Origin of the sequence: Thiocapsa sp., from assembly GCF_022340925.1 — a bacterium.
In the GTDB taxonomy this organism is placed as follows: domain Bacteria; phylum Pseudomonadota; class Gammaproteobacteria; order Chromatiales; family Chromatiaceae; genus Thiocapsa.
This window is the reverse complement of record NZ_JAJDNA010000041.1, coordinates 1-20834: the sequence shown is the minus strand read 5'-3', so window position 1 is coordinate 20834 and position 20834 is coordinate 1. Positions and strand designations below refer to the sequence as shown.

At 63.7% G+C, this 20834-nt stretch carries 19 protein-coding genes, 1 tRNA gene and 1 pseudogene; 12 read left to right on the top strand and 9 right to left on the bottom strand.

Going from position 1 to position 20834, the window contains the following annotated elements; genetic code table 11:
• Nucleotides 1–94: 94 nt before the first annotated feature.
• The gene (gene arsS / locus LJE61_RS05425) at nucleotides 95–1054 is read right to left on the bottom strand and encodes an arsenosugar biosynthesis radical SAM (seleno)protein ArsS (RefSeq protein ID WP_296917713.1); all 960 of its coding nucleotides are present in this window, start codon (nucleotides 1052–1054) and stop codon (nucleotides 95–97) included.
• Nucleotides 1055–1179: 125 nt separating this feature from the next.
• Between arsS and LJE61_RS05420 the strand changes: the two genes are divergently transcribed.
• Nucleotides 1180–1255 (top strand) — tRNA-Ala (locus tag LJE61_RS05420).
• A 56-nt stretch (nucleotides 1256–1311) separates the two neighbouring features.
• Here LJE61_RS05420 and LJE61_RS15380 read toward each other — a convergent pair.
• Nucleotides 1312–1649, bottom strand: a pseudogene (locus LJE61_RS15380) (DUF302 domain-containing protein); the annotation flags it as partial.
• A gap of 441 nt (nucleotides 1650–2090) precedes the next feature.
• Here LJE61_RS15380 and LJE61_RS05415 point away from each other — a divergent pair.
• The 4 genes from LJE61_RS05415 (at nucleotide 2091) to LJE61_RS05400 (ending at nucleotide 6948) form a co-directional block, all read left to right on the top strand.
• Nucleotides 2091–2834 carry a glutathione peroxidase gene (locus LJE61_RS05415; protein WP_296911264.1) on the top strand — a complete coding sequence of 248 codons (744 nt, stop codon included), beginning with the start codon at nucleotides 2091–2093 and terminating at the stop codon, nucleotides 2832–2834.
• 150 nt (nucleotides 2835–2984) lie between these two features.
• On the top strand, nucleotides 2985–4376 hold the full coding sequence (gorA, locus tag LJE61_RS05410) for a glutathione-disulfide reductase (protein ID WP_296917710.1): 1392 nt from the start codon (nucleotides 2985–2987) through the stop codon (nucleotides 4374–4376).
• A gap of 674 nt (nucleotides 4377–5050) precedes the next feature.
• Nucleotides 5051–6049, top strand: coding sequence for a tRNA dihydrouridine(20/20a) synthase DusA (gene dusA, locus LJE61_RS05405; protein WP_519972956.1), 999 nt, complete (start codon nucleotides 5051–5053; stop codon nucleotides 6047–6049).
• Between the two features lie 23 nt (nucleotides 6050–6072).
• Entirely contained in the window at nucleotides 6073–6948 is an 876-nt protein-coding gene (locus LJE61_RS05400) for a DMT family transporter (RefSeq protein WP_296913554.1), read from the top strand.
• Here the strand turns inward: LJE61_RS05400 and LJE61_RS05395 are convergent.
• Nucleotides 6880–8553 carry a bifunctional aminoglycoside phosphotransferase/ATP-binding protein gene (locus LJE61_RS05395; protein WP_296913551.1) on the bottom strand — a complete coding sequence of 558 codons (1674 nt, stop codon included), beginning with the start codon at nucleotides 8551–8553 and terminating at the stop codon, nucleotides 6880–6882. The genes LJE61_RS05400 and LJE61_RS05395 overlap by 69 nt on opposite strands.
• Before the next feature lie 119 nt (nucleotides 8554–8672).
• On the opposite strand from LJE61_RS05395, the gene LJE61_RS05390 reads away from it, so the two are divergent.
• Nucleotides 8673–8873, top strand: coding sequence for a YgaP family membrane protein (locus LJE61_RS05390; RefSeq protein ID WP_296913548.1), 201 nt, complete (start codon nucleotides 8673–8675; stop codon nucleotides 8871–8873).
• Nucleotides 8874–8935: 62 nt separating this feature from the next.
• On the opposite strand, the gene rimO is transcribed toward LJE61_RS05390, so the two are convergent.
• The 3 genes from rimO to LJE61_RS05375 all read right to left on the bottom strand — a co-directional run bounded on the left by rimO (nucleotide 8936) and on the right by LJE61_RS05375 (nucleotide 10858).
• Nucleotides 8936–10258 carry a 30S ribosomal protein S12 methylthiotransferase RimO gene (gene rimO, locus LJE61_RS05385; RefSeq protein WP_296913545.1) on the bottom strand — a complete coding sequence of 441 codons (1323 nt, stop codon included), beginning with the start codon at nucleotides 10256–10258 and terminating at the stop codon, nucleotides 8936–8938.
• A 79-nt stretch (nucleotides 10259–10337) separates the two neighbouring features.
• Nucleotides 10338–10670: a thioredoxin family protein gene (locus LJE61_RS05380; RefSeq protein WP_296913541.1), complete on the bottom strand. Its 333-nt coding sequence runs from the start codon at nucleotides 10668–10670 to the stop codon at nucleotides 10338–10340.
• Nucleotides 10671–10705: 35 nt separating this feature from the next.
• The gene (locus tag LJE61_RS05375; protein ID WP_296913538.1) at nucleotides 10706–10858 is read right to left on the bottom strand and encodes a YbbN family protein; all 153 of its coding nucleotides are present in this window, start codon (nucleotides 10856–10858) and stop codon (nucleotides 10706–10708) included.
• 308 nt (nucleotides 10859–11166) lie between these two features.
• Here LJE61_RS05375 and LJE61_RS05370 point away from each other — a divergent pair, with 308 nt between their 5' ends.
• The 6 genes from LJE61_RS05370 to tsaD all read left to right on the top strand — a co-directional run bounded on the left by LJE61_RS05370 (nucleotide 11167) and on the right by tsaD (nucleotide 15760).
• Nucleotides 11167–11304: a hypothetical protein gene (locus LJE61_RS05370; protein ID WP_296913535.1), complete on the top strand. Its 138-nt coding sequence runs from the start codon at nucleotides 11167–11169 to the stop codon at nucleotides 11302–11304.
• A 91-nt stretch (nucleotides 11305–11395) separates the two neighbouring features.
• Nucleotides 11396–12157, top strand: coding sequence for a ketopantoate reductase family protein (locus LJE61_RS05365; RefSeq protein ID WP_296913534.1), 762 nt, complete (start codon nucleotides 11396–11398; stop codon nucleotides 12155–12157).
• A gap of 23 nt (nucleotides 12158–12180) precedes the next feature.
• Nucleotides 12181–12621 carry an FKBP-type peptidyl-prolyl cis-trans isomerase gene (locus tag LJE61_RS05360; protein WP_296913532.1) on the top strand — a complete coding sequence of 147 codons (441 nt, stop codon included), beginning with the start codon at nucleotides 12181–12183 and terminating at the stop codon, nucleotides 12619–12621.
• Nucleotides 12622–12654: 33 nt separating this feature from the next.
• Nucleotides 12655–13599, top strand: coding sequence for a 4-hydroxy-3-methylbut-2-enyl diphosphate reductase (gene ispH / locus LJE61_RS05355; protein WP_296917708.1), 945 nt, complete (start codon nucleotides 12655–12657; stop codon nucleotides 13597–13599).
• Complete coding sequence (gene thiO, locus LJE61_RS05350; RefSeq protein WP_296917706.1) at nucleotides 13596–14681, top strand: glycine oxidase ThiO; 1086 nt, start codon at nucleotides 13596–13598, stop codon at nucleotides 14679–14681. The genes ispH and thiO overlap by 4 nt, the downstream gene beginning before the upstream one ends.
• Before the next feature lie 11 nt (nucleotides 14682–14692).
• Nucleotides 14693–15760, top strand: a complete 1068-nt coding sequence (tsaD, locus tag LJE61_RS05345) for a tRNA (adenosine(37)-N6)-threonylcarbamoyltransferase complex transferase subunit TsaD (protein ID WP_296917704.1) — start codon at nucleotides 14693–14695, stop codon at nucleotides 15758–15760.
• 68 nt (nucleotides 15761–15828) lie between these two features.
• Here the strand turns inward: tsaD and LJE61_RS05340 are convergent, their stop codons facing one another.
• From LJE61_RS05340 to LJE61_RS05330, 3 genes are all read right to left on the bottom strand, one after another.
• Complete coding sequence (locus LJE61_RS05340; RefSeq protein ID WP_296917715.1) at nucleotides 15829–16794, bottom strand: sulfotransferase; 966 nt, start codon at nucleotides 16792–16794, stop codon at nucleotides 15829–15831.
• Nucleotides 16795–16860: 66 nt separating this feature from the next.
• Complete coding sequence (locus LJE61_RS05335) at nucleotides 16861–18045, bottom strand: GNAT family N-acetyltransferase (RefSeq protein ID WP_296917702.1); 1185 nt, start codon at nucleotides 18043–18045, stop codon at nucleotides 16861–16863.
• A gap of 207 nt (nucleotides 18046–18252) precedes the next feature.
• Nucleotides 18253–19995, bottom strand: coding sequence for a carbamoyltransferase C-terminal domain-containing protein (locus LJE61_RS05330; RefSeq protein ID WP_296917700.1), 1743 nt, complete (start codon nucleotides 19993–19995; stop codon nucleotides 18253–18255).
• Nucleotides 19996–20834: the final 839 nt, after the last annotated feature.

Sequence of the window (20834 nt, the reverse complement as noted above, 5' to 3'; positions counted from 1 at the left end):
GACTTGCCCCGGAACCGGTGCCGTGGCGGCGATCAGGACGCAGGCATCGGGATATCGAATCCTGTCAGCCAACCGCTGACCGCTCGTATCGTGGTCACAGCAAGGCCCCGCCGCAGCTACTCCCCTGGCCGGCGGTGCATCCATAGCAGTGCTCTCCGGTGCGGATGTGCCACCCCGCGAGTCGTGATGCGTCCAGCTCCCCGATATGAAGGCGTTGCGCATCCTGCTCGATCGGTAGATCAAGCATCTGATTGAAATCGCAGTCGAAGACGAAGCCCTGCCAGTCCACGCTGATGAGATCGCGGCACATGACCGCCTCCAGGTTCTCTGGACGATACGCATCTTTCAACAGGGCCAGATAATCGTCGAACTGCCCTGTCGACTGGAGCAGACTCCCGAAGCGTTTGATCGGCATGTTCGTGATCGTCAACAGTCGATTGAACCGAATGCCGTAACGCTGACCAAGAGCCTCCCGATAGTCCGACTCCAAGGCGCACTGAGGGGGCGGCAACGTCGGGCCCTGGGGGTTGAAGACCAGATCCAACTCCAGACCGCTCCCCTCAACGCCATATCCAAGCCGGTTCAATAATTTCAAACCCGCAATGCTCGCCGCAAATACGCCGCTGCCGCGTTGCGCCTCGACATTCTCCTCGAGATAGCAAGGCATGGAGGCGACGATATGCACGGTCTGCTCGGCCAGAAAGTCACCGAGGTCCTCCTGTCCAGACTCCTCGAGGATCGTCAGGTTGCAGCGGTCGATCACCTCCAGGCCCCGGCGACGACCCTCACGCACCAGCCGTCGGAATTCGGGGTGCAGCTCGGGGGCGCCGCCGGTGATGTCGAAGGTCTCGAGCGGGTGCCGATCGAGAAAGCTCAGGACAGCGGCGACCGTCTCCGGCGACATTGACTCGAAGCGCTTTGGCCCCGCATCGACATGGCAATGGCGGCAGCTCAGATTGCAGCGATAGCCCAGGTTGACCTGCAGCGTCCGCAGGGGATGGCGGTTGATCCCAGGGAAGTCGGAAGGAAAGAGCAAAGGACGGGAATCCAGCATGCGTGCTCCTGTCTGATCTCGGTACTTGTTTCGAGCCCCCAGGGCAGTGCAAGATATGCCTCTGGCTCAGGATGTTTCCGGATGGTCGGGTCGATCATCCGCGGAGACGATCCGGGGCCCGATACGGGGCCGTAGCTCAGCTGGGAGAGCGTCGCGTTCGCAATGCGAAGGTCAGGGGTTCGATCCCCCTCGGCTCCACCAAACCTCCATTTCGTGCGGCGCGAGCAACTCGCCATCGCGACACCTGCTCGCTCCAGAGGGCCCCGCACCGCCGCGGCGATGACCGGGACCTCAGGTCGGTCGACCATTCGAAGTATCGCCAGCGGATCCATGAATGAGACCGTGACCGCACCGTCTTCATCCTCCCGCACGACGGCATGGCAGGGCAGCAGGGGCCCCATGCCCGGGTCGATGGGCAGCGGCGCCTGGTGAGCAAAACCCGGATTGCCCGCACCAGACTCCGACAAGGACGCTGCCCCATCCCACCCCTGGCCTGCAAAGTCGCCTGGACATCGATATCCCTTAGCACGCCGCGAGACTGCTCCGCGAGGGCTTGCGTCACCCTGGCAACCGCTTCGTCGAACGGCGCCGACATGCGCAGACTGACACCATACATCAGGTTCACCCCCCTCGGATCGCCGCGTGGTGAAAGGTGGTCGAGCCGCATGCGCCGGCAGACTGCGGCCCCTGCCACGCTCGGTCGTTTCGGGGTGGCACCACAACACGCCAGGATCGGACACAGCACCCCGATCGACGCCGCGCCCGCAAACGCAATCTCGGGTCGGCCCCGTCAGTCGCCCGAGGCCGGGGCGGAGGCGGCTGAACCGATTCATCCCCGTTGAAACTAGCCCGGGGGTTACCCAGGCCACTCATCGCTGTTAACGATCGCGTCGATCTTAATATTCCATTTTTCGGATCGTTTGTTTGTCCCCATTTCCCGATAGCGAACGGTCAGCACCCCGATCAACGGAGCTGACCGAGCTCAGCCAACGCGTCTTTAACCAAACCACTTCAACCGAACCAAGGAGATTCAGCCATGTTTGAAGATCGTACCGGGAGTCGCGTCCCCCAGGTGACCTTTCGCACCCGTCGCGGACATGAGTGGGTCGACGTGACCACTGACGACATCTTCGCCGGCAAGACCGTTGTCTTGTTTTCGTTGCCGGGTGCCTTCACCCCGACCTGCTCATCCTCGCACGTGCCGCGCTACAACCAGCTGGTTCCGACGTTCAGAGAGCACGGCGTCGACGAGGTGGTGTGCATGTCGGTCAACGACACCTTCGTGATGAACGAGTGGAAAAAGTCCCAGCACGCCGACAACGTCACCTTCATTCCCGACGGCAATGGCGAGTTCACCGCCGGAATGGGCATGCTGGTGGACAAAGACGATCTTGGCTTCGGCAAGCGCTCCTGGCGCTATTCCATGCTGGTCCGCGACGGCGTGGTCGAGAAGATGTTCGTCGAGCCGGACGTCGAAGGCGACCCTTACGGCGTATCTGATGCCGACACCATGCTGGCCTACCTGGCACCCGACGCCCCCAAGCCGATGGACGTGACGGTCTTCACGCGGGATGGCTGCCCCTTCTGCGTCAAGGCGAAGGAGGCGCTGCGCAACGCCGGTCTCGCTTACGAGGAGCTGGTGCTGAACCGCGACTACACGGAGCAGACCCTGCGCGCCGTCGCGAATGCCACGAGCGTCCCGCAAGTGTTCGTCAACGGTCAGCTGATCGGGGGGTCGGACGCGGTCGAGATGTGGTTGAACGACCGGCAGGCCGCGTAGAGCCGCATCGCGCACGACGGGCGGACGACCCGGGTTCGGGCCGGTCGTCCGTCCGAGGACCGATCGGCAGGATGGACCAGACTGCGTCGCGGGCGGAATGCCCGCAAAGCATCACCGGGGCGAGGCGCATCCTCGCGAGGAGTCAAGACAATGAGTGAGCATTTCGACCTGATCGCTATCGGCGGGGGCAGCGGCGGCCTCGCGGTCGCTGAAAAGGCCGCACAGCTGGGTCGCCGGGTCGCCGTGGTCGAGGCAGGCAAGCTCGGCGGCACCTGTGTCAACGCCGGCTGTGTTCCCAAGAAGGTCATGTGGTACGGGGCCCACCTGGCCGACGCTGTCGCCGATGCGCCAGGGTACGGCGTGCGTGTCAGAGCCGAGGGGATCGACTGGTCCGCGTTGGTGGCGGGCCGTAACCGCTATGTCGCCGATATCAACCGTTACTGGGACGGCTATGTTGAACAGGAGGGCATCACGCGGATCCAGGGTCTCGCGCGGTTCGTCGATGGCAAGACCATCGCGGTCGGCGACCAGCGCTACAGTGCCGACCATCTCGTCATCGCCACAGGGGGGCGCCCGATCGTGCCCCGGATGCCGGGCGCGGAGCTGGGAATCACCTCCGACGGTTTCTTCGCGCTGGAGACCCAGCCCAAGCGCATCGCCATCATCGGTGGCGGCTACATTGGCGTGGAGCTGGCCGGGCTGCTCCGGGCCCTCGGATCGGAGGTCACCATCGTCGCCCTCGAGGACCGCTTGCTGTGGATGTTCGACCCCATGATCAGCGAGACACTGGCGGAGAACATGGGTGCACAGGGAGTTCGAATGCGGCTTGAATACGAGGTCGCGGCGCTCGCGAAGGACTCCGGGGGGCTCTCTCTGGTCGCGCGCGACGGCGAGCGCCTGGGCGGCTTCGACACCCTCCTGTGGGCCGTCGGAAGGGCCCCAAACACCCGCGAGTTGAACCTGAAGGCCGCGGGCGTCGAGGTGCAGCCGGACGGGATCATTGCCACGGATGCCTATCAGAACACCAATGTCTCCGGGATCTACGCGTTGGGTGACATCACCGGCCGCGAGCCACTGACCCCGGTCGCCATCGCCGCCGGGCGTCGGCTCGCAGAGCGCCTGTTCGGGGGCAAACCTGACCTCAGGCTCGACTACGAGAACATCCCCACCGTGGTCTTTGCGCATCCGCCGGTCGGCAAGGTCGGGCTGACCGAGCCGGAGGCGCGCGAGCGCTTCGGCGACACCCTGACGGTTTACGAGACGCGCTTCACGCCGATGCGCTATGCCCTGAACGAGCACGGTCCCAAAACGGCGATGAAGCTCATCTGCACGGGGTCCGAGGAACGCGTCGTCGGCATCCACATGATCGGCGACGGTGTCGACGAGATGCTTCAGGGTTTCGCCGTGGCGGTGAAGATGGGCGCCACCAAGGCCGATCTGGACGCGACCGTGGCGATCCATCCGAGCAGCGCCGAGGAGCTGGTGACCCTCAAGGTGCCGGTCCGCCGCCCGGGCGAAGGCGGACAGTCCGCGAGGGCCTGATCCTAGGCTGATCGGAGCGACTGCGCCACGGTCATGCCGGTTCCGCCCACGGCGGGGATCGTCACCGGGCGATCGCCGCCGCATCCGGCAGCCGGTAACGCCTTTCCGGACATCCGAGGCGAGCTCGAAGGCATCCTCTCCTTGTCTTTTCCTTCCGATGTTTCCGCGAACCGCAAGCTGTCGGTTGCCCCGATGCCTGCCTGGGTCAACGCATCCTGTTTTTTTCTATTTAATCCATTAGATGCGCGCTCACCGGAATCATGGTGTAGCAACCTCATAGCACCCCGCCTCTGCTACCGAAACCCAGGATTCTCTGTTTCACCGCCCGATCACGTGACATATGATGACGACATCACGACAGCTTTGATCACGGGGACAAACACATGCGCACCATTGTCGAGCTACCCGTGAGCAGGTAGAGGCGCTCAAACGGTTCGCGCGTTTCTGTCACGTTTCCGTCAGGTCGGCATCGATGCCAGGGTCGCCGAAATTGCAGTCACTGTTCGGCGCAGTCACAAAATGCGCCTGCCGGATGCCATCATCTAAGCCAGCACACAGAAAGAGGACGCGCTGCTGGTCAGCCGCAATACCAAGGATTTTCCGGTCGACGCGCCCGGCATACGCAACCCCTATACCTCGTGATCGATCGGTATCCCCATAACAGTACTGGTGTGATCTCCGGCTTCCCCCCAAGCATCGATCGTCGCCTCTGCATTGCCCCGATGCTCGACTGGACGGACCGTCACTGCCGCTATTTCCTGCGCCTGATCAGTCGGCACACCCTGCTCTACACCGAGATGGTCACCACCGGGGCGCTGATCCATGGGGAGCGCGAGCGCTTCCTGCGGTTCGACCCCGCCGAGCACCCGGTCGCGCTCCAGCTCGGCGGCTCGGAGCCCAAGGAGATGGCGGCCTGCGCGCGGCTGGGCGCCGCTTGGGGCTATGACGAGATCAATATCAATGTCGGCTGCCCGTCGAACCGGGTTCAGAAGGGGCGGTTCGGCGCCTGCCTCATGGCGGAGCCCGCCCTGGTGGCCGACTGTGTCGCGGCGATGAAGGACGCGGTCGCCGTGCCGGTGACGGTCAAGACCCGGATTGGCATCGATGACCGAGACAGCTATGACGCGCTCCGCGACTTCGCCGGGGCCGTCACGGATGCCGGCTGCGACGCGCTGATCGTGCATGCCCGCAAGGCCTGGCTGGGCGGGCTCAGTCCGAAGGCGAACCGCGACGTCCCGCCGCTGCGCTATCAGGTCGTCGAACGTCTGAAGGCGGATCTGCCCAATCAGTGCATCGTGGTCAATGGGGGCATCAAGACCTTGCAGGAGGCAGCGCGCTTCCTGACGGTCCTGGACGGCGTGATGATCGGGCGGGAGGCCTATCACAACCCCTGGGTCCTGGCCGACGCCGATCGAGTGATCTTCGGTGATGCACGGCCCCCCCCGAATCGCCACCAGGTCCTCGAGGACTTCTTGCCCTATGCGCGCCGCGAGCTGGCAGCAGGCCTTCCGCTGAGCCGGATGAGCCGGCATCTCCTCGGGCTCTTCCAAGGCCAGTCCGGTGCGCGTGCCTGGCGGCGCCACCTGAGCGAGCATGGCCCGCGTCCGGGCGCAGGGATCGAGGTCCTGGTAGCCGCCGCACCGCCGGGCGACACGCTGGCCGCACGGCCCTGACCACCGCGACGCCCGCGGGCGCCATGGACTGGATCAGCCTCTCGCTGCTCTGCGCGCTCAGCCTGGCCAGCGCGGATGCCGCGACCAAGGCATGGCTGCAAGGGTTCTCGGCACGTGAGCTGGTCGTCGTGCGCTTCGGGATCGTCGGACTCCTCATGACCCCGCTGCTGTCCGGACTGCCGCCGCTGCAGGGGCTCCCCCTCGCCTTCTGGCTCTGGATCCTGATCCTCGTCCCGTTGGAGATCGCCGCGATGCTGCTCTATATGGCGGCGATCCGCGACCACCCCCTGTCGCTCACGCTGCCCTATCTCGCCTTCACGCCGGTCTTCGTGATCGGGGTGGCCTGGCTGATTCTCGGGGAGGAGGTGAGCGCGTTGGGTGCGGCGGGCGTGAGCCTCGTCGTGGCCGGCGCCTGGCTGCTCAATAGCGGGCAAGCGCGCCTGGGCGATTGGCGCAGTTGGACCCGCCCCTTTGCGGCCATCCTCTACGAGCCCGGCTCGCGCATGATGCTCGCGGTCGCAGCCATCTACGCGATCACGGCCACGCTGGGCAAGGGCGCAATGCGCTACATGGCACCCGGGCAGTTCGGCGCCTTCTATTTCGCGCTGCTTGGTGCGGCGGTCTGCCTGCTGATCGTCCTGCCGCAGCCCCGGGTGCTGCTCCGGCTCGCGAGCCGACCCGGCCCGGTGCTCCTGGTCGCTCTCCTGATGGGAGTCATGGTCTACACCCACTTCCTGGCGCTGCAGCAGATCGAGGTGGCCTACATGATCGCGGTCAAACGCACCAGCCTGCTGTTCGGCATCCTCTACGGCGCTCTCCTCTTCCGCGAGTCAGGGCTGGCGTCGCGGCTGCCCGCGGGGGTCCTGATGCTCGCCGGGGTGATGCTCATCCTCCAGTGACTCCGGTGGAGCGCCCTGGCGAAGGGATGCATCCCCGGACGCGCCGACCAACGCGGTCTCGATGCGGATCAGAATCTCGGGTAGGGAGGGCGTGCGACTTGTGTCGATGAAGACCGCATGCGCCCGCTCTTCGCTGGTCAGGGCCTGAAGTGCCGCACGCTGATGCTCCAGCACCTCGAGGTTGGCGTCCGAGGCATCCGCCCCTTCGGCCAGACGCGAGCGGATGCGTTTCCGCAGGACCGCCAACGGGGCATCCATGGCCAGGATCGCGAACGGCACCCGATGTCGTGCCGCCCACCCCCGGAAGCGCGCACGCCGTTCACGGGTAATGAAGGTCGCATCGACCAGGGCATCATAACCATCATGCAGGATGGCCTCAGCCAGCCGCAGGAGGCGGTGATAGGTCCAGTCGGTTGCGGCCGGGAAGTAGATGCCTGCGTCGACGGATGTCGGCGCGGTGTTGGCCTCCGCAATGCCGAACAGCCGTTTGCGCTCGAGATCGGAGCGCAGATGGATCAGGGGCAAGGCCTCACGAAGCCGGCGGGCGAGGTAGCTCTTGCCGGAGCCCGATAGGCCGCAGGCGATGAGCAGACGGGGCGAACGTCGCACCGTGTAAGACTCCGCGAGCGCGAGATAGCGGCCACAGTTGTCGACGTCCTGGCGGACTTCCGCAGGATCGAGGGCGGCCTGCCGCAGACGGATCGCCAGGACCTTGGCGCGCACCAGGGCGCGGTACACCTTGTAGAAATCGAGGACCTCGAGGGAGCCGTAATCGCCGCTGCGCTCGAGATAGCGGTTGAGAAAACGCCGCGCCAGGGGCACCGCCCCCGATTCCTCGAGGTCCATGATGAGAAAGGCGACCTCGCTCGCGGTATCGATCCAACGCAGCGCCGGATTGAACTCGATCGCATCGAAGATGCGGATCTCGCCATCGATCAGGGCGATGTTGCCGCGATGCATGTCACCGTGGCACTCACGCACAAAACCGTCCCGCCGCCGGCGTTCGATGGCCGGAATCAATGCCTCCCAGCGCGAGCACGTCCAGGTCTCGAGTCGGTCTAGCCGGGCGAGTTGATCCGGAAGCGGGATGCGTGCCCGGATCTGGTCCAGATTCTCGAGCATCGGCGCCAGGACGGCCTCGGGGGTACCGAAAGGCCCAGCGCACGCGGCGACAGGGATACGGGCATGAAAGTCCGCGACCTCCTCCGCCAAGCGGTCCATGAGGTCACCTGACAACTCCCGGCGGTTGAGCAGGGCCGCCTGGGCGAAACGATGCATCTGCACGGCATACTCCTGCACCGGACCCTCCCCGCCGATGCGGGGTGCGCTCGCCGTGCCGGTGATGGCGATCACACCGATATAGAGATCCGGCGCCAAGCGTCGATTGAGCCGCAGCTCCTCCTCACAGCAATGACGGCGGCGTTCCAAGGTGGAGAAGTCGAGAAAGCCCAGGTCGAGCGGCTTTTTGAGCTTGTATGCGTACGGCCCGGCGAGAAACACATGGGAAATGTGGGTCTCGATGTGCCGGACCGGATCGGCAGGATGCGGGTAGGGATCCGGTCGCAGCAGGGCCTCGATCAAGCGCGGAAAGTCATCGACGTCCACGGGGCAGCCATCCTCATCAATCCGAGAAAGACCTTGCGTCAGGCGGCCTTGAACTGAGTATAAGTGTTCATTAGGATTCCGCTTTGGTTTTCGATCAATCCTCAAGCCGGAGACTGTCCATGTCTATCGAGCGTATCGTCTTGGCCGTCGCCGGGACCTTCATCCTGGTCTCGGTCCTGCTCGCCGTCTACCACAGCATCCACTGGCTGTGGTTCACGGGCTTCGTCGGGCTGAACCTCCTGCAGTCGGCCTTCACCGGATTCTGTCCGCTGGCCACCATCTTGAAGAAGCTGGGCAAGCAGCCCGGACCCGCCTTCTGATATCGCCCTCCAACCGAGCCCTCTGGACAAAGGCACCGCAGGCCGCATCGGCATCTCCCCAACTAAAGGCCCTCCACCGGACTTGCCCAGAGATCGTGCTCTCCCGAGCCGGTGATCTCCACCGCGATGAAATCGCCGGGGTCCAGCTCCCAGGCACCGGGCAGGATCACCTGCCCGTCGATCTCGGGTGCGTCCGCATAGCTGCGGGCGATCACCTCAGCCTCCCTGACCTCGTCGACCAGGACGGTCAGTCGCTGACCGATGCGCTCGGCGAGCTTGGCGCGGCTGATCTCCGCCTGCAGGGTCATGAAACGCGCCACGCGCTCCTTCCTGAGCCCTTCGGGAACAGGGTCCGGCAGCGCGTTCGCGGCCGCACCCGCCACCGGCGAGTAAGGAAAACAGCCGACACGGTCCAGCCGAGCGGCGCGCAGGAAGTCCAGCAGCTGCTCGAAATCCGACTCGCTCTCACCGGGAAAGCCGACGATGAAGGTGCTGCGCAGGACCAGTTGCGGACACTGCTCGCGCCAACGTGCAAGCCGGTCCAGCACCTTCTCGGCCGCCGCCGGCCGGCGCATCGCCCGCAGGACGGGCGCGCTGGCGTGCTGCAGCGGCATGTCGAGATAAGGCAGGATCAGCCCCTCCGCCATCAGAGGGATAAGCGCGTCGACATGCGGATAGGGGTAGACATAATGCAGCCGCACCCAGGCCGGCAGACTGCCGAGTGCGCGCGCCAGCGCCGCGGTGTCGGTCTTGAGCGGGCGGCCTCTCCAAAAATCCAGCCGATAGCGAAGATCGAGCCCGTAGGCACTTGTGTCCTGCGAGATGACGAGCAGCTCGCGCACACCCGCCTCGACCAGCCGCTCCGCCTCCCCCAGCACCTCCCCGATCGGGCGACTTGCGAGATCGCCGCGCAGGCTCGGGATGATGCAGAAGCTGCACCGATGATTGCAGCCTTCCGAGATCTTGAGATACGCGTAATGCCGCGGGGTGAGCCTGATGCCTTGAGGTGGCACGAGGCTCATGAAAGGATCATGCGGTGCCGGCAACTGCGCATGCACCGCGGCCATCACCTCTTCGAGCGCGTCCGGCCCTGTCACTGCAAGGACCTCGGGATGCGCCTCGCGCACCACCTGGGCGCGCGCACCGAGACAACCGGTCACGATGACCTGACCGTTCGCCGCCAGCGCCTCACCGATCGCCTCCAGGGACTCGTCCACGGCGTCCTCGATGAAGCCGCAGGTATTGACGATCACCAGATCGGCATCCTCGTAGGTCGGCCGTATCCTGTAACCCTCGGCACGCAGCCGAGTCAGGATACGCTCTGAATCGACAGTCGCCTTGGGACAGCCGAGACTGATGAAGCCGATCGTTGCGGTCTGGGTCATGTTGTCAACCGGATATCCGGGGCACGCGCCCCGGGCGGATCATCTTGGCCAGAGGGGTCAGGCTAGAGATGCGGGCGTCTCAGTGCGACAAGAGGAGGCGACGGTCGCGAGTGAGACGGGGATCGCCGGGTCCGAGATGATCCCTGATCGCGGGCAGGCCGCGACGCCCGATTCCGTCGCGACAGGTCTCGTCCCGGCGGTGGATCTCCGCGAAATGGTCGAGTGAGGACTCGACGCCGCTCGCAGGCGCGACGAGATGCCGCTCGATCGAGCCCCGATAGTCGCCCTCGGTCTGCATCCCGTGCAGATGCTCCAACGGAACGCCGCGGCGGAACAGCATACAGGAAGACAGGCTCCTCACGCCGAACCGCTCCGCGATCGCCTTCTCTCGATCCGTGTCGACGCTGACCAACAAGAAGCGTCCGCCATAATCCTGCGCGCGCCGCCTCAGCAGCTCAGCCTGTCGCCGTGACAGGCCACCCAGGCGGCCCAGAAGTCCACCAGAACCGGGCCCTTGAAGGAGCTCTCGACGGCGAGCACCTCGAGTCTATCCTCTGTCGCGCGGTAGACGCAGGGCGGCTGGGGCAGCTCGGACTCCACAAGAGACTCGCTCTCCTCCAGGCATAGGGCTATGGTACTCGGCCACGCCGCACAAGCGAACCCCGCGGCTTGGCGTGCGACGCGCCCGGATCGTCCGGCGATTCCGCCCGGAGACTGAGTCGGCGCCCCATCAGGGCGACGGACAGCCCGCGCGGGGCGCCGATCACAACCAACACGAGCGGTGACCCCCAGGCGTGCGGGCGTCCCTTGATCGCCATGCTGATCTGGGCGAGGATACCCGTGAAGGATCAACCCCACACTCGACCACTCTGGGCGGGTGTCACGCCTGAACGGCAGAAGGTTCGACGATGAGAGACTGCAAGCTATGCAGGTACAGCGCGGTCTGCAACGATCTGCCCGGGGTGTGCATCCTACTCATCTATGCCACCATCGTCGTCGTGGTGGTGGCTGTGGGCTATCTGTTCGTGACGCAGGAGCTGCTCTGATCGGGCTGCCCGCCCGACAGCCAGCGTCGAGCGGCAGCCGGCCGCAGCGCCTCGCGATAGAGCACCCGTCATCACAGGCTCGATAGGATCCATGAAACATCCGGTCGTCCTCGTCGGCGTTGGCGAAATGGGCGGTGTCTTCGCACGCGGCATCCTGAAGCTTGGCCATCCGGTCTTCCCCGTGATTCGCGGCAGCTCACTCGCCGCAGCCGCGGCGCAGATCCCGGCGCCCCAGCTGGTGCTGATCGCCGTCGGCGAAGCGGATCTGACCGCAACGCTGGCCGCGATTCCGCCTGACTGGCGGGGGCGTCTGGGACTCCTGCAGAACGAGCTGCTTCCGCGTGACTGGGCCGGGTGCCCCGATCCGACAGTGATCTCCGTCTGGTTTGAGAAGAAGCCGGGCCGGGTTCACAGGGTCATCATCCCCTCCCCGGTCTATGGCCCCCAGGCGATCCTCCTCGCGGATGCACTGGCGACCTTGCAGATCCCGACGCGCATCCTGGCCGACGCCGACGCGCTGGTGTTCGAGCTCGTGCTCAAGAACCTCTACATCCTGACCACCAACATCGCAGGATTACGCACGGGAGGGACTGTCGCGACCCTCTGGTCCCGGCATCGCGACCTCGCCGAATCGGTCGGTCATGAGGTCATCGACATCCAGGAAGCGCTGACCGGCCATCGCTTCGACCGACAGACCCTCTTCGCCGCCATGGCCCTGGCCTTCGAAGGCGATCCCGAGCACGCCTGCATGGGACGCAGCGCCCCGGCGCGCCTGGCCCGCGCGATCCGCAACGGGGAGGCCTACGGCCTGGACTTGCCCGTCCTGCGGGCGATCGCGGCCGAGCAATCCTGATCTCTGACGGGGCCGACCCCACCATGGTCAGTCGCGATACCCTGATCGCGCCGGGACGCACCGTCGAGCTACACCTCGAGGTCCGCTTCCAGGACGGATTCGTCGCCTTCTCAACCTTCGACGCCGAACCGATCGCCTTTAAGGTCGGCGACGGCACGCTGGCGACGGGACTCGAGTCGACCCTTCTGGGGCTGCCCGACGGGACCGACACCTATGTGATCGGCCACGGCTCGGAGCTCTTCTCGCCTTATGACGAGACCAATATCCACTGGATCGAACCTAGCGATTTCCCGCCCGGGATGACGCCAGTGCCGGGGCAGGTTGTCGCATTCCACACCCCGGGCGGACATGAGACCAGCGGCCTCATCCTCGAGCTGGTCGAGGGCCGCGTGCGCGTCGACTTCAACCACCCTTTCGCCGGGCGGTCGCTGACGATTCGCGTCAAGGTCCTCTCCGTGGCGTGAATTTTACCAGCCGATCCCATATCCTCTCTCCACATGAAGATACTGCTCGCCAACCCCCGGGGATTCTGTGCCGGCGTCGACCGCGCGATCGAGATTGTCGAGCGCGTGCTCGACCTCTACGGCGCACCTGTGTATGTCCGTCATGAGGTGGTGCACAACCGCTTCGTCGTCGAGGGGCTCAAGCAACGCGGCGCGATCTTCGTCGACGAGGTCGACGCGGTCCCGGACGGGGCGACCCTGATCTTCAGCGCCCATGGGGTGGCGCAGCAGGTGCGTCGTTCCGCCGAAGGTCGCAATCTGCGCGTCTTCGACGCGACCTGCCCTCTGGTCACCAAGGTCCACCTGGAGGTCGCCCGGCACTGCAAGAACAGCGTGGAGGTCATCCTGATCGGTCACGCCGGCCATCCCGAGGTCGAAGGGACCATGGGTCAGTGCCTGAGCGACGGCGGGGCCATTCATCTGATCGAATCGGCCAACGAGGTGGCCGGTCTGCAGGTCCGGGACCCCTCGCGTGTCGCCTATGTCACCCAGACCACACTCTCGGTGGACGACACCAGCGGGATCATCGAGGCCCTGCGCGCGCGGTTTCCGCAGATCCGGGGGCCGAAGAAGAGCGACATCTGCTACGCAACCCAGAACCGCCAGGACGCCGTGCGGGATCTGGCCGCAAGATGCGATGTCCTGCTGGTGGTCGGCTCCGCCAACAGCTCCAACTCCAACCGCCTGCGCGAGCTCGCCGAGAAGCAGGGCTGCACCGCACACCTGATCGACGGTCCGGAGGACATCCGCCAAGACTGGTTGGCGGGATCGTCGACGGTGGGCCTCACCGCCGGGGCGTCCGCACCCGAGGTGCTGGTGGAGCGGGTCATCGAGCAGCTCAAGGCCTGGGGCGCCGCCGGCGTCGAGGAGCAGGACGGGATCCGCGAGCAGGTGGTCTTTGCGTTGCCGCGCGAGCTCGGAGCGAGGGCCGCCCGGTGAGCGACGTCCTCGTCATCGGCGGCGGGATCATCGGGCTCCTGACGGCTCGGGAGCTCGTGACCGCGGGGTCGGAGGTGACCTTGATCGAGATGGGCGAGACCGGTCGCGAGTCCTCTTGGGCCGGCGGGGGGATCGTCTCTCCGCTCTACCCTTGGCGCTATTCCGATGCGGTCACCGCACTGGCAAGCTGGAGCCAGCAGGCCTACGCGTCGTTGGCCGAAGCGCTCACCGAAGAGACCGGGATCGACCCCGAGCTGACGGTCAACGGGATGCTCGTGCTCGATGTCGACGAGCAGGCGGTCGCCGTCGACTGGGCCGCGCGTCACGGCCACCGGATCGATCTGATCGAGGGTGGCCGACTGCATGAGATCGAGCCACAGCTCGCAGCCGGTCCGAACCGTGCGCTGCTGTTTCCCCGCGTTGCCCAGATCCGGACGCCGCGCCTGGTCAAGGCCGTTCGCGGGTCCGTCGACCGGCGCATCACGGTGCGGGAGCATGAGGAGGTCCTCGAGCTGATGGTGGAGAACGGCCGCATCCGCGGGGTGCGCACCCCGGCGGGGCCGGTCGAGGCCCGCCAGGTGGTGATCTGCACCGGGGCCTGGACCGCCGAGCTCCTCGAGCAGCTCGGACGGGCACCCGAGATCGAGCCGGTCCGCGGCCAGATGATCCTCTTTTACGGAAAGCCCGGGCAGATCCACCACATCACACTGCATCAGGAGCGGTATCTGATCCCCCGCCGCGACGGCCGACTGCTGTTCGGCAGCACGGTGGAGCATACCGGCTTCGTAAAGACCACGACGGCAGAGGCAAAGGAAGCCCTTTACCGCGCGGCATTCGAGTTGTTCCCGATTCTCAAACGCACCCCCATCGAGGACCACTGGGCAGGACTTCGACCCGGCTCGCCGAGTGGTATCCCCTATATCGGCGCCTACCCGGGGGTGGAGGGACTCTTCATCAATGCCGGACATTTCCGCAACGGCCTGGTCACCGGTCCGGCTTCGGCGCGACTCGCGACCGATCTGATGCTCGGACGCGAGCCCATCCTCGACCCCGCCCCCTATGCCGTGGACGCCGCGCGCTGAGGGCCGCTTTGGTGTCGTACACGCCTCAACGGGCATCGACGCGGGCACCCGTGACCCGGGTCCTGGGCATCGAGACCTCCTGCGACGAGACCGGCGTCGCCGTCTATGACGGGGAGCGGGGCTTGCTTGCGCAGGCAGTCTACAGTCAGGTCGACATCCATGCACGGTATGGCGGCGTGGTTCCGGAGCTGGCCTCACGCGATCATGTTCGCAAGACCCTCCCGCTGATCCGTCAGGTCCTCGAGGAGTCCGCAATCGATGCCGGACACATCGACGGCGTCGCCTTCACCGCCGGTCCCGGTCTGGTGGGCGCGCTGCTGGTGGGGGCCGCCTTGGGGCGCAGCCTCGCCTGGGCCTGGGGTGTCCCCGCCGTGGCCGTCCATCACATGGAGGGGCATCTGCTCGCACCCCTGCTCGAGGATCCGGCCCCCGCCTTCCCGTTCGTCGCACTCCTGGTGTCGGGCGGCCACACCCAGCTGGTGGACGTGACCGGCATCGGCCACTACCGGATCCTCGGCGAGTCGCTCGACGATGCCGCCGGCGAGGCCTTCGACAAGACCGCTAAGATCCTCGACCTCCCCTATCCCGGCGGCCCTGAGCTCGCAAGGCTCGCCGAGCGGGGCGACCCGGGACGCTTCCGCTTCCCCCGCCCCATGACAGACCGTCCGGGTCTGGACTTCAGCTTCAGCGGGCTCAAGACCTTCGCGCTCAATACCGTTCGCGAGGCGCTGCCCGAAGCCGTCGACCCGGCTCAGACGCGCGCCGATATCGCACGCGCCTTCGAGGAGGCGGTGGTGGATACCCTCGTGATCAAGTGCCGGCGGGCGCTGCAGGAGGCCGGCCGCAAGCGCCTGATCCTCGCCGGGGGTGTCAGCGCCAACCGCAGACTGCGTGAGCGCATGAACGCGGCGATCGCCGCGGCCGGCGGCGAGACCTATTATCCCCGCCCCTCGCTCTGCACCGACAACGGGGCCATGATCGCGTACGCGGGCTGGCAGCGCCTGCGCGCGGGTCATGCCGAGCCGCTGGCCTTCGGGCCCCGGGCGCGCTGGCCCATGGAGGAGCTGCCGCCTCCATGACGCCGGTTGGGTCGGCATCCATCAAGACCGGACCCGGCGGATACTGCCCCTATCCAAACTCATTCGTCTCAGCTCCGAATCTCTGCCTCCTGCGTGGGGAAAGCCTCGTTCACATCATAGGCAGTCAAGCCGACCGCCTTCAGAATGCCATCGACGTCCCTTAGATCCTCCGATCGCATCCGAGTCATCCAGCCTGGACGACTTGCCTGTCGCGGTCCCTCGGCCTTCTTGAAGTCTGCCGATGCCTGCTGAGAAGGGCTCCGGATCAAGTCCGTATCCCAGCCAGACGCCTCAAGCCCGAAAAAATTCGCAATCCGGTCCCAGATCTGACCTCCATCGCCAACCAAATCCTCATAGTGGACGAGCAGATAACCGTTCTCTCTCGCTTCAGCCATTGGGACTTGATTCTCGATGCACCAAACCAGCGCAAGCGCTTCAGCGTCTGTCAGATCCTTATGCAACAGGTCAACATATCGCCCCCCCCCTAATGCCGGTAGATTCTCGTCCCGTTTATACACATCGAGGATACGCGCCGGGTCCCAGGACCGACCGCCGAGACGCAGCTTTGACTCGACAACCGCCGCCGGATGCCTCACCAGCAATAACACCCGTGCATCGAAACGACTCGCGATCCAACCGAGAAGGAGATTCGCCCGGATGCACTTCACCAATAAACGGGGTCGTGATCGGGCCGGCTGGTACTGCTGATACTGGCGGATCGCGTTCAGCCAGCAATGATAAAGTCTAGCGAACCCGCCCGGCGCCCTGAGATCGCGGACCGGCGGGATCAGGGTATACGGCGGGATACGATAGTCCGTCCACAAGGTCGCGAGCTCGCCGGAGAATACTCGACGGAAAAAACGTTCCATGCCATCTGGCTCCGCATCCGGCGGGATGAATCTGCTCGCGTACGCTTGTGCGCCTTTGACAGCATTCGGATGAAGGGGCTCAAATATCGTTCTCAAACCAAATGCGGACGCGAGGACATCCAGGACCCAAGTCGTACCGCTCCGCCCCGAACCGGCAATCAACATCGGCGGATTCGCAGCAAGCGTTCGGCCCTTATCTATGGACATGCCCCTATCACTCCGAACGATTCGCTAAGTGCAGCGATCTGAACCTAAGCCACGGAGAGCATTGGCGGGCACGACCTGCTGGACAGACTTGCCCCAAAATGACCTTCCCCGATACCGCGAAACTGCCGACTGCAGAGCCGATACGCTCTTGCGAACGCCCTTCTCGTACAGAAATTTCAGCCTAGGCCGAACAGCGCGCACCCAAAACACGTCAGCTCCCTCAGATACGAAAAATCGCTTGTAGGAGTCCTGGGTATCCGGGAGAAAATCATACGTCATGTTCCCCCGTTCCAAGTTCAGCAACATCGCCAGGCAATGCGAGATGTAGCCCGGCCGAAACTTCGTGCTGTCCGTTTGAGCGAACCCGGTCTGATGCATGTATACCGTTCTATTGTACACATGTCCGTAGAGATAACCGATCGGGTTGCCGGCAACACAAATCTCCAGTGCCTGAACCTGGCCAGTGCCGAAGCAACTCTTGATCAGGTTGGTATGGAAAGCCACCCAGTGCGGATTCGCGTAAGAACCCTCTTTCCCGACCTTCTCCCAGCGCTGGGTATGTAGCGCTTCCATTTTGAGGAACAGTTCCAGCGCCTCGTCGACGCTCGCAGCCGCCGTGATTGTCAAAGCCCCAAGCTCCGAATACGCCGCCAGCGTCTGCCGAAGCTGCTGCCGAGACTTCCGCTTGAAGGATCCGATGAGCGCTTCCAGCGACGGAAACGACGCATCGAACTCCAGTCGCCAGGTCTTATCGATTCTATCTGTTTCAAACCTGAGCTTCGCGGATTGTCTCGCGGCAACCCGGTACTGATCTTCCGACAGGGCGCGAAGCGATATCTCGTCCCAAACCTTATTCCATTCCATTGCCGTCCGAAAAAAGCACTCCCACGCCCCCTCCAGGTATCGCGATTCACAGAGCAGGCCATTGTACGCCATGGCCATGTCGCATCCGTCCGCCAAATATTCGTTGAGTTGCAGCTGCATAAACGATAGATGCCCTTTAAGGCGCGTTGCCGGACACAGCGTCAAGAAACATAAACCAACAACATCAGGTCCGTTCCTGCACTCAAACACGAATACCTTGGTCTTACGCTGAACGAGCGACAGCCAGGAGCCCATCCAACACCAGGACAGCGAGAAGGGCACCTGCTCCCCAGATTCCAGCAACCGCCATTGTTGCGCAAGTTGCTCCAGAACATACTCGGACACCGGCCGAATGAACCCAGAGAGTCGATTCGCCCCTTGCATCATCGTTTCCTTAGAATCCGGCAGTGAGAAGAAAGCGAGTGTCTCATGGTACACTCTCGCCCCGTCGCGTCCCCGACAGACGCGTCAGCATCGGTGCAACCGCGCCACGACGATCTGTCGTGAGCGCGGCTCTTTCGACCGCAGGGGCAATTCGCGCACTGGAGTCGCCTAGGACGCCAACGCATTCAACTCAGGCGTGCTTCCATCCCCGGACCCCTGCTCTTTCCTGATCAGATGGTTCCCGAGCACAAGGACGTCCAGCCCCGTCGAAAAAAAACATCGGATCGCATCGATTGGATGCTCGACGATAGGCTCGCCCATGATATTGAAGCTTGTGTTAAGAAGAACCGGCGTGCCGCTGAGCCTACCGAACGCGCTGATCAAATTATAGAACCTGGGATTGACGTCCTTCCGGACTGTCTGCAGCCGCGCCGTACCGTCCACATGGGTGACGGCCGGCAATCTGCTTTTCGCATCCTCCCGAACGTTGCAGACCTTAAGCATAAACGGAGCCTCAACTCGCAAGTCGAAGAACGTGTCCTTTTCCTCGACAATCGCCGAGGGCGCGAAAGGCCGAAACGCCTCCCTGTGTTTTACCTCCGCGTTTATCTTATCCTTCATATGCGACAGGGTTGGATTAGCCAGAATACTGCGGTTCCCCAACGCCCGGGGGCCGACCTCCATCTTCCCCTGAAACCAGCCCACGATACTGCCCTCTTGAAGGTAACGGGCCGTGACCTCTTCAATGTCTTCGCAGTACTCAGCACGCAGTTTGCATTCGTCGATCAGGTTGCTGATGAACTCGTTGCTATACTCGGTGCCCACATACGGATCACGGTGGACGAAGCTCCTTGGATGACCCATCAGGCCATTGTGTACATAATAGGCGGCTCCGATCGCCGTCCCGTTGTCTCCCGCTGCAGGCATGACATAGATGTCATCGAACCCGGACTCGCGGACGACCCGCCCGTTCATCACACTATTTAAACCCACTCCGCCTGCAATAATCAGATATTTTTCGCCCGTCTTCTTTTTCATTATGTCGGCCAGCTGGAGGCACCTCTCCTCAAGCACGTGCTGAAAGGCCGCGGCCGTGTTCAAATGATTGCTCTTGAACTCCCCCTTGTTTCTCGCCCTCGGGTGCCCAAAGACCTCGAAGAACTTCTCGCTGCAAAGATCATCTTCCCAAAACTGATAATTAAAATACGACAGGTCAACGTGGATGGTGCCATCCTCGTTCACGTTTAGAATTTTCTCTACAGCGTCCTTGTATACAGTATGGTCACCCAAGGGTGCGAGACCCATAGTCTTGCCTTCGTCGTAGCAATTTTGGAAGCCGCAAAACTGTGTGACCGCCTCATAGACCGATCCCAGAGACATCGGGAAGTAACTGGAGGAGAACGTGTCCACTGTCGTGCCTTCACCACGTCCGAGCATCGAGCTCGCCCACTCACCAGAACCATCGACGGACATGATTGCTGCCGAATCGTAAGGCGACACAAAGAATGTCCCGGCCGCGTGCGCCAGGTGATGCGGAACAAAATGAATCTTCGGTCGGTCGAACGGGTTGGGCCAAAGGGCACTCAGCCAGGATTCAAGTTCTCGCCGCTTCCCGTAATAAAGACCCAGTTCGTACTTAAGAAGCTTCAGGGATCTCGGTAGGTGACGGAGGCAATAGCCAAGCCTCCTGTGCCAATCCAGTTCCGGCTTCGCTGAGATCGCGATGGCATCAATGTCGGAACGGCTTAGCTTGGCTTCTTGCAGACATCTGGTTATTGCACTAGTCGGAAACGCAGAGGTATGTTTTTTTCTCGTCAGCCGCTCTTCTTCCAGGGCAATGATCAGCTTTCCATCGCGTACAACGCAGGCCGCGGAGTCGTGGTAAAAATAGTTGATCCCTATAATGTTCATTCGTGCTCCCATACAGCCACCGCTGGCGCCGGAGGATCGCCGATGTCGCATGAAACGAACGCCGGGCAAAGGTGACGATGTTGATGTTGTCTGCTCGCTAGCGGTCTTGGTTCCAGGGCGCTACCTTCAGGGGCTCGAAAAGGGTGACCGCCGCGTCTTTTGTTCCGCCACGTCCAGAAGTCGAGGCATCACGAAGCATGCAGTGCTGGCGTAGGCTGGTGTCATCTCGGCGCCGTCCGCCTCCTCGTGTGCCCTACCCCATCCTGCACAACGAAAGCCGCCTCTGCATTGGGCCGACCTCGCGCTGATCGTTGAAGCAGGTGACGTGTTGCTTCTGGACAGAGAGTCGAGGAGAGCCGCGCCCGCGCCATTCCCTTCGCCCCCGGATCGCCGCCCCACTGCACCTGTTGGATACAAGCGTACCTTCCTGCACCAATACTCGGGACAGCCCGCAAGCCCGAGCTTTCCAGGCCGGCGGACACGTGTCGCTCACCAGGGCATTTCCCCGGGAAGCGCACTCAAGCGTCACTGAGAGGGTGCTGAAGCAATCCATGTCATTAGCGCAGAAGGCAGGCGTCGGCGCCTTTCCAGATCGCGGATATGGGATTGGGTTTACGGAGCCAATCGGAGCCTTGAAGGGCTGCCCGTTGAAGCCACTCGCCGGGTAACCGAACGCCGAGGACGGACGTGTGGCAACGGGCCGAAGGGCATCCCATCAGCGCCTATGGTTTTGTCGCCAGCGTTGGCGCATTGCGGGTGTGAACGAACACTTCCGCCAATTCCTTGGGTCATTGCCATTCCTCCCGCCGGTCCAAGTCTCGATGCCGACCCGTTCGTCG